This is a genomic window from Streptococcus sp. CP1998, assembly GCF_041026655.1.
Classification (GTDB): Bacteria; Bacillota; Bacilli; order Lactobacillales; family Streptococcaceae; genus Streptococcus; species Streptococcus dentalis.
The window spans coordinates 1944020-1957546 of sequence record NZ_CP163380.1; the positions used below are offsets into that span (position 1 = coordinate 1944020).

Annotated in this window: 13 protein-coding genes; all 13 read right to left on the reverse strand. The window is 41.7% G+C overall.

All coding sequences use genetic code 11. From position 1 onward, the window contains the following. Positions 1 to 18 precede the first annotated feature (18 nt). The gene (locus AB4X21_RS09560) at positions 19 to 1071 is read right to left on the reverse strand and encodes a sugar transferase (RefSeq protein WP_151379256.1); all 1053 of its coding nucleotides are present in this window, start codon (positions 1069 to 1071) and stop codon (positions 19 to 21) included. 15 nt (positions 1072 to 1086) lie between these two features. Then, positions 1087 to 2184, reverse strand: coding sequence for a UDP-galactopyranose mutase (glf, locus tag AB4X21_RS09565; RefSeq protein ID WP_320911099.1), 1098 nt, complete (start codon positions 2182 to 2184; stop codon positions 1087 to 1089). An 82-nt stretch (positions 2185 to 2266) separates the two neighbouring features. Then, the gene (locus AB4X21_RS09570) at positions 2267 to 3424 is read right to left on the reverse strand and encodes a polysaccharide polymerase (protein ID WP_369087918.1); all 1158 of its coding nucleotides are present in this window, start codon (positions 3422 to 3424) and stop codon (positions 2267 to 2269) included. A gap of 143 nt (positions 3425 to 3567) precedes the next feature. Continuing rightward, positions 3568 to 4983 (reverse strand): flippase, encoded by a 1416-nt coding sequence (locus AB4X21_RS09575; RefSeq protein WP_369087919.1) that lies wholly within the window; start codon positions 4981 to 4983, stop codon positions 3568 to 3570. Between the two features lie 6 nt (positions 4984 to 4989). After that, positions 4990 to 6015, reverse strand: coding sequence for a zinc-binding dehydrogenase (locus AB4X21_RS09580; protein ID WP_023919850.1), 1026 nt, complete (start codon positions 6013 to 6015; stop codon positions 4990 to 4992). 1 nt (position 6016) lies between these two features. Then, positions 6017 to 6724 (reverse strand): 2-C-methyl-D-erythritol 4-phosphate cytidylyltransferase, encoded by a 708-nt coding sequence (locus tag AB4X21_RS09585; protein ID WP_320911097.1) that lies wholly within the window; start codon positions 6722 to 6724, stop codon positions 6017 to 6019. 57 nt (positions 6725 to 6781) lie between these two features. Next, the gene (locus AB4X21_RS09590) at positions 6782 to 7747 is read right to left on the reverse strand and encodes a glycosyltransferase family 2 protein (protein ID WP_320911096.1); all 966 of its coding nucleotides are present in this window, start codon (positions 7745 to 7747) and stop codon (positions 6782 to 6784) included. Continuing rightward, positions 7747 to 8841: a non-hydrolyzing UDP-N-acetylglucosamine 2-epimerase gene (gene wecB, locus AB4X21_RS09595; protein ID WP_320911095.1), complete on the reverse strand. Its 1095-nt coding sequence runs from the start codon at positions 8839 to 8841 to the stop codon at positions 7747 to 7749. The genes AB4X21_RS09590 and wecB overlap by 1 nt, the downstream gene beginning before the upstream one ends. After that, positions 8838 to 9923: a glycosyltransferase family 4 protein gene (locus AB4X21_RS09600; RefSeq protein WP_320911094.1), complete on the reverse strand. Its 1086-nt coding sequence runs from the start codon at positions 9921 to 9923 to the stop codon at positions 8838 to 8840. Before AB4X21_RS09600 ends, wecB begins: the two co-directional genes overlap by 4 nt. Beyond that, entirely contained in the window at positions 9898 to 10620 is a 723-nt protein-coding gene (locus AB4X21_RS09605; RefSeq protein ID WP_369088383.1) for a WecB/TagA/CpsF family glycosyltransferase, read from the reverse strand. Before AB4X21_RS09605 ends, AB4X21_RS09600 begins: the two co-directional genes overlap by 26 nt. A gap of 20 nt (positions 10621 to 10640) precedes the next feature. Continuing rightward, positions 10641 to 11426: a phosphorylcholine transferase LicD gene (locus tag AB4X21_RS09610; RefSeq protein ID WP_023919863.1), complete on the reverse strand. Its 786-nt coding sequence runs from the start codon at positions 11424 to 11426 to the stop codon at positions 10641 to 10643. Between the two features lie 3 nt (positions 11427 to 11429). Then, positions 11430 to 12806, reverse strand: coding sequence for a sugar transferase (locus AB4X21_RS09615; protein WP_003012763.1), 1377 nt, complete (start codon positions 12804 to 12806; stop codon positions 11430 to 11432). A 19-nt stretch (positions 12807 to 12825) separates the two neighbouring features. Then, positions 12826 to 13518 (reverse strand): tyrosine-protein kinase, encoded by a 693-nt coding sequence (locus AB4X21_RS09620; RefSeq protein ID WP_003002149.1) that lies wholly within the window; start codon positions 13516 to 13518, stop codon positions 12826 to 12828. Positions 13519 to 13527: the final 9 nt, after the last annotated feature.

Sequence of the window (13527 nt, forward strand, 5' to 3'; positions counted from 1 at the left end):
GTCTGACTTCTTTTGATCTTATGATAAATGTTTTAAGGCTGTCTTTAAGTAGTGACCATCTCTGATTTCCTGACCAACACGCTTGGCATTGTCCACCAAGGTTTGGTAATCAGCGTCTGAAAGATTGTCGATTGTCTCCTTCAAATCATGGAGCGACTCTACTGCAATCCCACAGCCCTTCTCAAGCACAAAATGAGACAAGGCTGACTGTTTCCAAACCACAAGTGGGAATCCTGAGGCCAAGTACAGTGATGCTTTATGAGAGTTGTTATAGCGAAGGTACTCGCCAAAGACACCACTACAGGTTTCAGCACTATCACCATCCCAGACAAGTCCAAAACCACCCTCAAGGGCCGCAGGAAGCTTATCCGGTAGAAAGGAACCAAAGTAAGTTTCATTCTCTAAAGCTCTACTCTCATCAAAACCAACACCATAGAGATTATAGGCAGGTTCTGCAGGAAGAGCATAGAGATAACCAGCTTTTTCTTGTGCCAAATTACCAGCCACAATAATTGGCTGATTCTTAGTTAGACCAGTCTTCTCTTGGAAATTTGGAATCAAATAGTCGAAAATGCCAAGGCTAACAATCTTATCTTCCGCTATCCCTTTATCCACCAAGATAGATTTCATAACTGGATTGTGAGCGATGATCCCATCAGCTGCTTTGAGAAAACTTGCTTCTTGAAGGTACATCCGAATTCTGTGTTTTAAAGGCAGTGAAGTCATGTTGGCATGGCGAAGCACTTCTAGGTCATGAATCAAAAGATAGACTTTAATCCCTCTTATTTGCGCTTTTTTGACCAAATGGGTGGAGAAAAAGCTATGGTGAAGCATTGGAAACTGGATCAACAACTCATCTCCTTGCTTTAGTTGATCCAAGGCTTGTCCAAAAGCTTTTGCCTTATGGCGTTGAGCCGCAAGGGTACTCATCTGATACCAATTGTCGACGGAAAGGACCAAGGGATGATAGCCTTCTTCTTTCACAATACTTTCTACGTCATTGCGTGCTTTATTTCCCGCGTTCTTTGCGTTGACATCATGCAGGAATTCTTCTTTTAAGTAGTATTTCATAGATTATGGTTTCTTTCAATCAAACTCATTTGCTACGACTTCCAAAGCTCGCTCAATAACCACGTGCATGTCGTAGTATTTGTAGTCCGCCAAACGTCCACAGAAGATAACCTTATCATTTTTGGCTGCTTCTTCTTGGTACTTAGCAAACATGGCGTTGTTCTTTTCATCATTGATTGGGTAGTATGGTTCATCCCCACGTTTCCAATCAGCTGGGTATTCACGTGTGATAACTGTCTTAGGTTGTGTACCATACTCGAAGTGCTTGTGCTCAATGATCCGAGTATAAGAAATCTCACGCTCTGTGTAGTTGACCACCGCATTCCCTTGATGGTTTTCCTCATCCAAGACTTCGTGTTCAAAACGCAGGCTACGGTACTCCAACTCACCGTGTTTGTAGTCAAAGTACTGGTCAATCATTCCTGTAAAGACAACTTTATCAGCTGAAGCTTCAAGCTCTTCACGATTGGCAAAGAAATCAACCCCAAGTTCTACTTCTACATCACCCAGCATGTTTTCAATGATGACGTTGTAACCACCGATTGGAATTCCTTGGTAACGGTCATTAAAGTAGTTGTTATCAAAGGTCAAACGAACTGGGAGACGTTTGATGATAAATGGTGGAAGGTCTGTTGCAGAACGTCCCCATTGTTTTTCTGTATAGCCCTTGATCAATTTTTCATAGATATCTGGACCGATCAACTTGATGGCTTGTTCTTCCAGGTTTTTTGGCTCAACATCTTTCATATCAGCCGTTTGATCAGCAATCTTGTCCTTGACTTCTTGAGGAGTCTTGGTTCCCCACATAGCGTAGAAGGTATTCATGTTAAAGGGAAGATTGTAAAGACTGCCCTTATAGTTAGCTACTGGTGAGTTGATATAGTTGTTGAATTCAGCGAACTGGTTGACATAGTCCCACACTTTTTTGTTAGACGTATGGAAAATGTGGGCACCATACTTGTGAACATTGATACCTTCAACCTCTTCACAGTAGATATTCCCACCGATGTGATCCCGCTTGTCAATCACTTTTACTTTTTTACCACGTTTTGTAGCTTCATGTGCGAAGATGGCTCCAGACAAACCAGCACCAACAATCAGATAATCGTACATAGTAGACTCCATTATTTTTCTATTTTAAAATATATCTAAACTCTTAGCCGTTTCGTTAGACTCGTAGCTATAGATTAGACCTTCAAATTCCCCCAATTTCCTCACTATAAGAGAGAGAATTGACCGGCTTTTTCTTGACAACTTCTGTTGCAAAGAGTGTGAACATAAAGATGTTATAAGTCGGTACAAACCAAAATGCTTCAATCATACAGTTAATCGCAATGAGGGACAAAATTGCAACAAATAAATAACGTCCCTTCTTGAATTCATATTTTGAAACAATGACATAAATACCGACTAATAAAGCAACCGGTACGATACCATATGTAAATAGCATCTGAACATAAGACGAATCGACATAATTATAATTGAGGACAGACTCCGTGCTTCCTCCGGATCCGATAAACTGAACCCCTCTTGTTCCAAACCAATTCAAAGGGTATAAATTAAAAGCATTTTTACCTAAGGCTAACCGACCAGTGATGAATTGATTAATTTGGACATAAAGTGGAGATGACCAAGAGAAATGATAGGTTAAATAGATCATTCCGGTTGAAAAAAGGATGACCGAATAGGGTAATAAATGATACAACTTCAGTTTTTTCTCTTTTGTTAAATAGAAAAAGAGAAAAACTAAGACCGAAACCAAAAGCGAGACCGCATTCATACGAGCATCACAGAACTTCATAATAAATAAAGCTAAGAGCACGCCACTCAGAGATCGTAAGCCAATATATCGATCTTTTAGCAAATAGGAGATCGCAACATAGAGGTAGAAACAATGGGCAGCGAAATCTGTTGGATAGATAAAACCAAATGAATTACGGATAACGGCACCGCGACTATATTGTAAATTGGGGACAACCTTTAACAGTGACAATAGAAATACCGTAAGAACAATCGTACCTGCAACAAATACGTAACTCTTTAAAATAACTTTCCTATCTGCATTAACCAGCAAAACCATTAAGAGAGAATAAACTAAAAAATTTAATTTATCTGTCTTAAAATAAACCATGACCGCTACCAACAATAACATAGTAGATAAAATGAGATAATGATAGGGAATCGTAATTTTGTTAAAAAAACGAAGCAACAATAGAGCTACAACCACTATGAGCGAGCTAGCACCAACATGCAAAAAGCCCTTATTTAACATCGTAGTGGATATTGTATTGAAGAAGATCACAATCGAGACGACAACAGCAACTAGTAGATCGTCAAATTTCATTTTTATCATCAATTTACCTGATAAAGAATTTTTAAAGAGAACTTCGTTTTATCCAGATTTGAATGCCTGCTTAGGAAGCGCCTTCGCTATAACATTCCCATCTGAACATCATTGTTGACCTAAAAATTCATATCCTTCCTTTCTACTCTCTACTATTTATTTAAAAATTGTTGTTTTAATTCTTTCACATCTACCACTCTCAGAGATAGGATAGCGATCAGATAAATGATCCCACCAAGCACCGCATACACGAGTACATTCAGGGTAGGGGTGAAATGTAGAAACGGTTTTACAAGTTGCAAGAGGCCATACATCAGAGCAGATGCGAACATAATTTTTGTCATCGCACCGATAATTGGAACTTCCTTGAGGTAATGACGGGTATAGTAGAGTTGAATCAGCCATACTAAGGATTCTGTTAAGACGGATACAATGGCTGCGCCAATAAAACCAAAATGGGGTAAGAAGAGCAGGTTCAACCCGACACTGACGATAGCAGGAATCGTGGTGGACAGCATAAATTCTTTGTTCTTATCATGCGGGATGAGAATTTGAATCCCCATGATATTGGTCCATCCGATGAAGAACATACGGAAGATCATGATAGCGATGGCATAGCGAGCATCTTGGAAATCCTTCCCTAAGAAGAATCGAACAAAGTCATCGTTTACAATCAGCATGCCGGCAATAATCGGGAAAATGACCAAATTATAGATCAAAAAGGACATTTGGTGCATCTTATTGACAGCCTTGTGATCTCCTGAAGCCAAAAGACTCGCCACGCGCGGAAGCATGACACTTCCTAAAGACGTCACAAGGGTCAGCAAAATATTAACCAATTTCAAGGCCTGATCATAAATCCCCACATCCTTTGTAGAGGCGAGAGCCCCCAGCATGGTTCGATCCAAGGTGACATAGAGGGAAATGGCAATCTGCGGTAAAAAGAGCAGAATGACCGGTTTTAAGTGCACCCGTGCATAAGCCAAATCAAAATGGGCTTTCCCAATGAACTCCCGAGCAGGTAGCCACATACTCAGCTGACCTAAGAGCTCAAAGATGGTGAGTAAGAATACATAGAGATACAAATCATTGGCAGATTTGACAAACAAGAAGATGGAGATGACTCCAACCAGTTTGACCGTGATATTCCGAACCGTAATCTTACGGAAGTCCTCTAACCCCTGAAAGAGCCAGGAGATGTCGAGCCCCTTTGAAACCAAACTGAGCCCTAAGATATAGGCCACAGGGTTTTGCATGGAAGGAAGCGCCAAGCACAGCAAGACATAAAGCAGGATGGACACAAAGGTCGCTCCTAACTGAAGGGTATAAATCCCCCAGAAATTCTTTTGGATGTCTTTGCGGTGTCCTGAGATCTCCTTGGTTCCGTAGTTAGCCACTCCTAGCGTCGCCAAAAGGATAAAATAGGTGACGATGGAGTTGAAATAGCCATAGGTCCCTAAGTCATTTGAACTAAAGACCCGTGTCACATAAGGGGTGGTGATAATCGGCAAGATAATCACCAGCAACTGGTAGGAGAGATTATAGGCGTAATTTTTTAGCACTTTCATGATTGGCTACAATCCCCACTTAAAGACCGTTTTAAACGGTGTGATCAAATCTGTCGCAAAAGCTCGGTGAATATCTGGAATGGTTTGAACTTCTCCATCAACGTGAATAATGTTTTTCAAACGGCTTTGGACCCGACGATTAGCCAGCATCTCTACAGCCCGCTCGAAATCTTCACGACCTGAGCGAGAAGACCCTACAAAGGTCAATCCCTTTTCAAGAACATCTCTTGTATTAACTGCGACCCGGTTATCACTAACCCCCATCAACATCACGGTTCCTTGAGGCTTGATATGATCGATAATGTCATTGATGGCTGGTTCACTTCCTTGGCCACCAGTACACTCAAAGGCGTGATCAAACCGTTGATCGTCTGTCAACTCGCTGGTTAAAATGGCCTGATGGATAAAATTAAACAATTGCAGTTTATCACTGTTGCGCCCTACGACTGTAATCTTCAACTCTGGGTAAAGATAGTGCAAAGAAGTCGCAACCACATATGAAAGACTCCCATCTCCTAAAATCAAAACAGACTCTCTTCGTTGATGGGCAATGAGATCAAAGCGATGAATGGCATGCATGGCAACACTACTAAATTCCGCTAAGGCTGTCACAGGGCCCCGAACTTCCTCTGGATAAGCCACTACACGATCCAGTGGCAAGGCAACGACTTCTTGCATAAAACCATTAAAGCCACTAGACAAGAAGTGCGTCCCCTCCAAATAATTTTCAAAGAATACACCCTCTGTTTGATGAGGAGGTTGATTGGGAACCATAGCCACAATCTGTCCTGGTTGATAGGTTCCCGTAGGATCCGCTACCACGATACCAGACGACTCATGGATCAGGGCCATGGGTAATTTCTTTTTAAGCACCTTAGGATCCCGTTTCCCTTGATAGTAACGTTGGTCCGCATGACAAATAGCCATGTAATAAGGGCGTATTAACACCTTGTCTCCACGGCTCATGTCTTCTTCTTGGTATTTGATGGTAATATTTTTCGGCTGGGTCAGCTGAAAGATTTGGTTCAACATATTAATTGTCCTCAATCATACCGCGTGCAATTTTCAAATCTGTAATCGTCGTAATTTTAATATTGGAATATTCCCCTTTAGCAAGAGCAACTTTTTTACCATTGATGACAAAGATCTTGCAGGCATCTGTCAAGACTTCTTTTTGTTGGTCACTTAAATCATGATACAAGGCAAGAAAGTCTTTCATTTTGAAGGTTTGAGGGGTTTGACCCTGATAGAGATATTGGCGCTCTGGGATATCCGTGATAAAGGTATTATCCAAGCTTTGAACAATGGTATCGGTCGCTTCGACCACTGTATCTACAACATCATGGTTCTTGGCCAGTTCAATGTTTTCTTGGATAGTTTTTAGGCTAACAAAAGGACGAACCGAATCATGGGTGACGATAATGTCCTCATCTGTCAAAGGCTGCACCTCATCGATAGCCAGGATGATATTTTCGATGGTAGAGTTGCGGTCACTTCCTCCCTCTACAACCAAGATCCGGTCCTTATAAGAAGACAAGTACTTGTCTACCAGATCTTCCGTATAGGTCACCCAGTCCGGATGAATCCCCAATACAATCTTTTGAATCTCATGGACCAATAAGAACTTCTCAACCGTGTGGATTAAAATAGGACGTCCACCCAAATCCAAAAATTGTTTGGGCATATCCGTAATCCCCATCCGTGAGCCTGTTCCTCCTGCTAAAATCCCTGCATAAATCATCCTAAACCTCCTGATGTTGTCTCTTTTTCCTTCTCTAGAACATGGCTATTTAGCAATCTAGCCTAGTTTTGCTCTCACCTTTTGATACAAATGTGGAGAAAGGAGCAAAAGAAGGTATTTGAGTTTATTTTTTCTTGTAATATGTAAATTGATTAGAATATCTTTCCAATAGCGACGATACTCTTTGCGAATTTTGTTAACCTGATCATACATATGAGAACCCAGCATAGCATGGACCACATGCAAGCCATTAAAGACATAGCGGGCATTGACCGCTTTTTTCATTTCCGGATCATCAGGATAGTCTCTCTCGACATAGGCTCTGTTCCATTCCATGGCCTTGTAGAAATCCAAGAGCCGATCGCTATACTTCGAATTGACTGTACTACCCGCTCTTCGATAGTATTTATAAAGATTAAGATTGCTTACAGCAATCTCCTTACAAGCTGCAATATGCTCATAGGCAATGGCCAAATCTTCATAAATCATTCCTTCTGGATAGGGATGTTGGAGTAAGATCTCTTTCTTGTAGAGTTTTCCTCCTGAATGAGTCCCAACGTGGTGACCATAGAACATTTCTATCAGAGCTGTATGGCGGTCTAATTTCCTAGCGCTCTTTTCATTTAGATCTCCTGAAAAATCTTTGTCCTCATAACTTCTGACTTCAATGACCGGGGTCGATACGAGGTCAACATTATACTGGTCTTTCAATCCCATTAAATATTCAACAGTTCTACGATCATAATAATCATCTGAATCTAGAAGCATGATCCAATCAGCTGTTGCCACTCTTACACCGTTGTTGCGGGCATAAGATATTCCCCCATTTTGAAGATGGAGCACTCGAATACGGTCATCTTCCTGAGCATACTGGTCACAAATTTCTCCTGAACGATCGGTTGATCCATCATCGACCAGGATGATTTCAATATTTGAATAGGTCTGTTGTCTAAGACTACCGACACTATACTGTAAATACTCCTCGACATTATAGACCGGTATGACAATCGAAACCTTTTCCATTATGCTAATCCCTTCATGATAATTTCTACAATCTGTTGACAAGCTGTTCCATCCCCATAAGGATTACTTGCCTGGCTCATCTTCTCGTATTCATCTTGGTCTTCCAGAAGGAGCTTGAAGTTGCGATAGATGTTTTCTTCTTCTGTTCCGACCAATTTCAAAGTCCCTGCAGCCACACCTTCTGGACGCTCTGTCGTATCACGCATGACAAGGACAGGTTTTCCTAAGGAAGGCGCTTCTTCTTGGACGCCACCTGAGTCCGTCAAGATCATATAGCTTTGGTTCATGAAATTATGAAAATCAATCACTTCCAAGGGCTCAATGATTTTCATTCGCTCATTCTCTCCAAAAATCTTGCTAGCCAATTCTCTGACCTTTGGATTTTTGTGGATGGGATAGACCACCTTTACATCTTCAAACTCATCCAAAATCCGGTTGACCGCACGGAACATGTGCTCCATAGGTTCTCCAAGGTTTTCGCGACGGTGGGCCGTCAACATGATGAGCTTGCTCCCTTTTGCCCACTCCAATATAGGGTGGTCGTAGTCTTCTTTTACCGTTGTTTTTAAGGCATCAATAACAGTATTTCCTGTAACGAAAATATTGGTCCGTCCTTCTTTTTGAAGATTCTCTTTTGAAACCTGGGTTGGAGCAAAATTGTAATCTGCCACTATGGAAGTAGCTTGACGGTTAAACTCTTCAGGATATGGGCTTTGAAGATTGTAAGTCCGAAGACCTGCTTCCACATGCCCCACTTTGATGCCCATATAAAAGGCCGCCAAAGCTGTTGCAAAGGTGGTTGTGGTATCCCCATGGACGAGGACAATATCAGGTTTTTCCTCTTCTAATACCGGTTGGATTTTTTCCAAGATAGAGGTCGTAATGGTAAATAATGTTTGATTGGCCTTCATAATGCCTAGATTATAGTCTGGAACAACACGAAAAACGTCTAACACTTGGTCCAGCATTTCCTTGTGCTGCCCCGTTACACAGACTACGGTTTCAATGGTATCGTGTTGTTTGAGTTCATTGACCAAAGGACACATTTTAATGGCTTCTGGACGCGTCCCAAACACCAACATTACTTTTTTCATTTTGAACCCTTCCTCATGAATTGGTAAAAGTTGCGATAGTTGTCTAAAAAGATCGGATAGCTATACTTGCTTTCATAATCTCTCTTTGCTTGAGCAGCTAAAGAGGCTCTTTTCTCAGGATCCCCTGCTAATTGTTTAATTGCTTGAGCTAAGGCTTGCGGATCCTCAGCTGGGACGAGGAGCCCATTCTCAGAATTCACTACTTCGTTCACACCTGGAATATCTGTTGCAATCATGGTTTTGCCGTTCATAAAGGCCTCGATTGCAACCAATCCAAATCCTTCAAAAATCGATGGAAGAACACAAAAGTCAAAGCTATTGATACACTCTACCACGTCGCTCCGATAACCTAAAAAATGAATTCTTTCTTCCAAATCCAGCTCCTTGGTTTGATTTATCAAATCATTTTTCAATTCTCCATCACCGATAAGAAACAAGGATACACTTGGATTTGTCACTAGTGACATAGCTTCGATCAGATAGGGTAACCCTTTTTGTTCGGACAGGCGAGCGATACATCCTATTTTGATACCGTCACACTGAGTAATTTCATTTACTGTATGCTCACTTTGTTTCATTTTTACTCCATTATAAATCACAATAGAGTTTTTTGACCTCACATCATTAAGGATATTTTCCTGGACAGCTTGACTGACAGCAACCGTTCGAGCCTTTCCTAGGGCGAATTTATAAAGTGGTAATTTATCCTTGAAAACATTATGAGCTGTATAGACATGGAGCAAGTTCGGATGGCGCATCTGCAGCAAACGAATATAGAAAGCAGCCATCCGGTGATGGGTGTGGACAAGAGTAATCTCATTTTCTTTGATGATCTTGGAGAGACTAGCAAGGATCTTGAGCACCGTAGCTGGCTGTTTGCTATCGATGTCTAGAATCCGATGGTGTTGAATCCCATTCTCTGCTAGTTTTTCTTCCCACAATCCACCAGTTGATGCGACATGAACCTGATCAAATTCATCCTTGAGGTCTGTCGCCAACTGATAGACAATACGTTCCGCTCCACCGATATCCATGGTCCGCGAAATGTGAAGAATATTATTTTTTTGCTTTCCGTTTTTCATGTACTACTCTCTTAATAAAAGTGGCATTTCCTACAAAATAACGCTTAAAGAGCCGTTTGGGTTCGTTGGCCACACGGAACAACCATTCCAGATTGGCTTTTTGCATCCACATAGGTGCCCGCTTGATATGACCTGAGAGGACATCAAAGCTTCCTCCCACTCCCATAAAGACAGAATTGACGCCATTGTCCATAAACTTCTGGATCAAGTACTCCTTTTTAGGAGAGGTGATGCCGACAAAGACAAAATCTGGCTTCTTCTCACGAATATCTTCTTGAATAGCCTCCTCCTCTTCAGCAGAGAAATAGCCATTGCGATGGCCCACTACTCGGAGATTCTGATAATCCTTTTTAAAGATAGTTAGCATATCTGTCAATACTTCCTCTTTTGCACCGAAGAAGTAGACAGAGTAGCCTTTTTCATTGGCTAAATGGAGCAATTCCTGCATCAAATCAATGCCTGCCACGCGCTCTGGCACAGCATAACCCAAATAGCGCGCTGCGAGAACAACAGAAGCACCATCTGCATTAATGATTTCAGATTCATTGACAATCTTCTTGATGGCCTCATCTGTCGCACATTGATTGAGCTTATCTGCGTTGACTCCCATCAAATGGAGTGGTTTTTTATCTCGTACAAATTCTTCTGTAGCAGCAACGGTTTCTGCCATTGTTAAAGGGTCAATTCTGACCCCCATCATCGTAAAACTTTTCAAGCTTATTCTCCCCACGTGGATTCAAAGTGACCTTTTTGCTCTGATTCTTCTGGCAACTTCATATAATCGCCATAGATCTTTGTCAGATAAGCATCCGGATCAGCATGACCACTGATTTTAATAGTTTCAAAATCAAGGAGTTGTGGCTCCCCAAATACCTCTTTGTAGGCCAATTCTCTCTCGCGATAGGATCCTAAGACATTTCCCACGAGATCACTTGTCTCAAAGTCATATTTTTTAATCGTATTTTGTAACTTTTGATTGATTTTTTCAGTATTTAGTAATTTGTCTAGGTGAAGGATCTTAGAAACCTTCACAATTGAATTTTCAAAGAAACCTCGGTCGCGATTGTGCAATCGATTGATGACAGATATTTTGGAAAGGGCACGGTAATACTTAATTTTATTGGTGTGCAAGAAATAGTGGAAGCCATCTGATGGGTAACCATCTAAAGGAAACACATCGATAAAAGGACTACACACAACCCCACCAAATTCAATTTGAAGCGAGGTATCCATGATGGATGTATTGCCTAAATTATCATCATGGATTCTCAAGATGACATTGCTCGGTAATTCATTTTGGCAAATTTCCAGAAACTTTTCATAGTCTTTTCTAGGCATGCCCAAATCCATATCATCATCCCAAGGGATAAAGCCCTTGTGACGAATAGCTCCCAATAAAGTGCCCCCTAAAGCATAGTATCGAAGATTGTGTTTTGTGCAAATCTCAATATACTTTTCTAATAAGGATAGTTCTCCTAATTGAATCTGTCTAACTTTACTCACAGCCTACTTCGCTCCTTCTTTTCTAAGTACAACCTTCACGGTCTTGAGCAGGATCTGAATATCTCTCCAGATCGTCCAATCATCCATGTATGCAACGTCGAGTTTGACCACTTCGTCAAAGTCTGTAATCTCACTGCGTCCGCTCACTTGCCAAAGGCCTGTAATCCCTGGCTTGAAACTGAGTCTACGTTTTTGGGCTGGCGTATAGTCTTGGTATTCATCTACCGTTGGAGGACGAGTTCCGACTAGACTCATGTCACCGATCAGAACATTGTAAAATTGTGGCAATTCATCAAGACTGGTCTTACGGATAAAGCGTCCGATCGGTGTTACCCGTGGATCGTTTTCCATCTTAAACATCCCACCTGTCATGGTGTTTTGCGCCATCAGATCTTTTTTAATCTCTTCGGCATCCACGCGCATGGAGCGGAATTTATAGAAGTTAAAATACCGTCCGTTCTTTCCGACCCGCTTCTGTACAAAGAAGGCAGGACCGCCATCTTTGCGGATTAGAGGGACCAAAACGATACTCACTAGTCCACAAATCAAGAGGCCAAAGAAAGCTCCTGCAATGTCCAAGAGACGTTTGGCAAATACGTGGCTCGGTTTGTAAAAATTGGTTGAGAAAGTTACGACGCTTAGTCCCCCGACTTCTCGAACCCGTTTATTGCCTAAGGAAGCGAAGTTAAAGGCATTGAGATTGACCGACACATCGATCCCCATACTCTCAAACTCCGAGACGAAGTCACTTATATTATAGTCCTCACTTGGCAGATTGATAAAGACTTCATCCACCACTTCCTTGGTCACAAAGTTCATCATTTGATCCGGCTGCACCACCCTGACACCTGAATGAGCAAAATCCGTATTGTCCATGACAGTGACACCGATTAGATCTCCATGATAGAGGTTGGGTGAATGCAAGATATCAAATACTTTTTCCATCCGACTGGTCGCTGTGATCAAGAAGATCTTTCTCGAACTTTTCCGCCGTGGTGAAACAGATTTCCGGTATCTCTTAAGCAAGAGATCCATGGCATAGACGGCAAAGGTATTAAAAAGAAAGAAGTAGATCATCCCCCGTCGAGAGATAGAAAAGACCCCATCGAGCATAAAAGAGGTAAAGGTGATCCCAACAGCGAAAAATACATTGTATTTCAAGACCTGAAAGAGCTCATCTAGGTAACCCCTACTGTAAAAACGATAGGAGACATTGCTAATGTAAAAGGCTACAAAGTGCAAAAGATAGAGCACCGCGATCGTCTGTGGCGTGTATTCTGCATTCTTAAAAAAGCTCACAATGTAAGCTGAAAATAGGACAGCCAAACTTTGAAAGAGAACAATCGTTAATTTTTCCAGTTCAATTCTTTCTTCTCCCATTTTCCCTCGATCCTATTCTTTACTTTTTCCCATATTCCCCGTAAGATCCATATCCACCATACGAACCATACTCGGTAGCTTTAATGTTAAATTTATTGAGCACTACTCCTAAGAAAGGGGTGCCTGTTTGTTCTAATTGTTCCTTCGCCTTTTGGACAGCCTTGCGTCCATTGGCACCAGATTCCGTGATCAAGACGGTTCCATCACAGCGTTGAGCGATAATCGCCGCATCGATCACGATTCCGATTGGAGGTGTATCGACAATGATGTAGTCAAAATGCTCACGTAGGGCATCCATCATCACGGTGAAGTTCTTACTTTGCAAGAGACCCGTTGGGTTTGGCGCGACCTGTCCAGATTCGATGATATCCAAATTTGGAAAATCAGTAGGATATAAAATTTGGTTCAATTGGCTACGACCAGATAAGAAGTCAGTCAATCCTTGGATCTTATCACGGCTACGGAAAACCCCTGTCATGACAGAGTTCCGGATATCGCAGTCGACTAAGAGAGTCTTATAACCCGCACGCGCAAAGGCAACGGCCAAGTTGGTTGAAGTGGTTGATTTTCCTTCGTTTTCTTGAACAGATGAGACAGCGATGACTTTCAGATTCACACCACTCAATTGGATATTCGTCGCAAGAGCATTGAAATACTCCTCTGCCTTATGGATTTCTTGTAGTTTATTTTTTGAAATTTCTAATGTATTCATGCGTTCCTC

Bases quoted from the DNA above. Each gene is read 5' to 3' on its own strand.
- AB4X21_RS09560 (WP_151379256.1), bottom strand. From the start codon at position 1,071: ATGAAATACTACTTAAAAGAAGAATTCCTGCATGATGTCAACGCAAAG.
- AB4X21_RS09605 (WP_369088383.1), bottom strand. From the start codon at position 10,620: ATGGGGGTCAGAATTGACCCTTTAACAATGGCAGAAACCGTTGCTGCT.
- AB4X21_RS09570 (WP_369087918.1), bottom strand. From the start codon at position 3,424: ATGATAAAAATGAAATTTGACGATCTACTAGTTGCTGTTGTCGTCTCG.
- glf (WP_320911099.1), bottom strand. From the start codon at position 2,184: ATGTACGATTATCTGATTGTTGGTGCTGGTTTGTCTGGAGCCATCTTC.
- AB4X21_RS09600 (WP_320911094.1), bottom strand. From the start codon at position 9,923: ATGAAAAACGGAAAGCAAAAAAATAATATTCTTCACATTTCGCGGACC.
- AB4X21_RS09590 (WP_320911096.1), bottom strand. From the start codon at position 7,747: ATGGAAAAGGTTTCGATTGTCATACCGGTCTATAATGTCGAGGAGTAT.
- wecB (WP_320911095.1), bottom strand. From the start codon at position 8,841: ATGAAAAAAGTAATGTTGGTGTTTGGGACGCGTCCAGAAGCCATTAAA.
- AB4X21_RS09580 (WP_023919850.1), bottom strand. From the start codon at position 6,015: ATGTTGAACCAAATCTTTCAGCTGACCCAGCCGAAAAATATTACCATC.
- AB4X21_RS09585 (WP_320911097.1), bottom strand. From the start codon at position 6,724: ATGATTTATGCAGGGATTTTAGCAGGAGGAACAGGCTCACGGATGGGG.
- AB4X21_RS09575 (WP_369087919.1), bottom strand. From the start codon at position 4,983: ATGAAAGTGCTAAAAAATTACGCCTATAATCTCTCCTACCAGTTGCTG.
- AB4X21_RS09615 (WP_003012763.1), bottom strand. From the start codon at position 12,806: ATGGGAGAAGAAAGAATTGAACTGGAAAAATTAACGATTGTTCTCTTT.
- AB4X21_RS09620 (WP_003002149.1), bottom strand. From the start codon at position 13,518: ATGAATACATTAGAAATTTCAAAAAATAAACTACAAGAAATCCATAAG.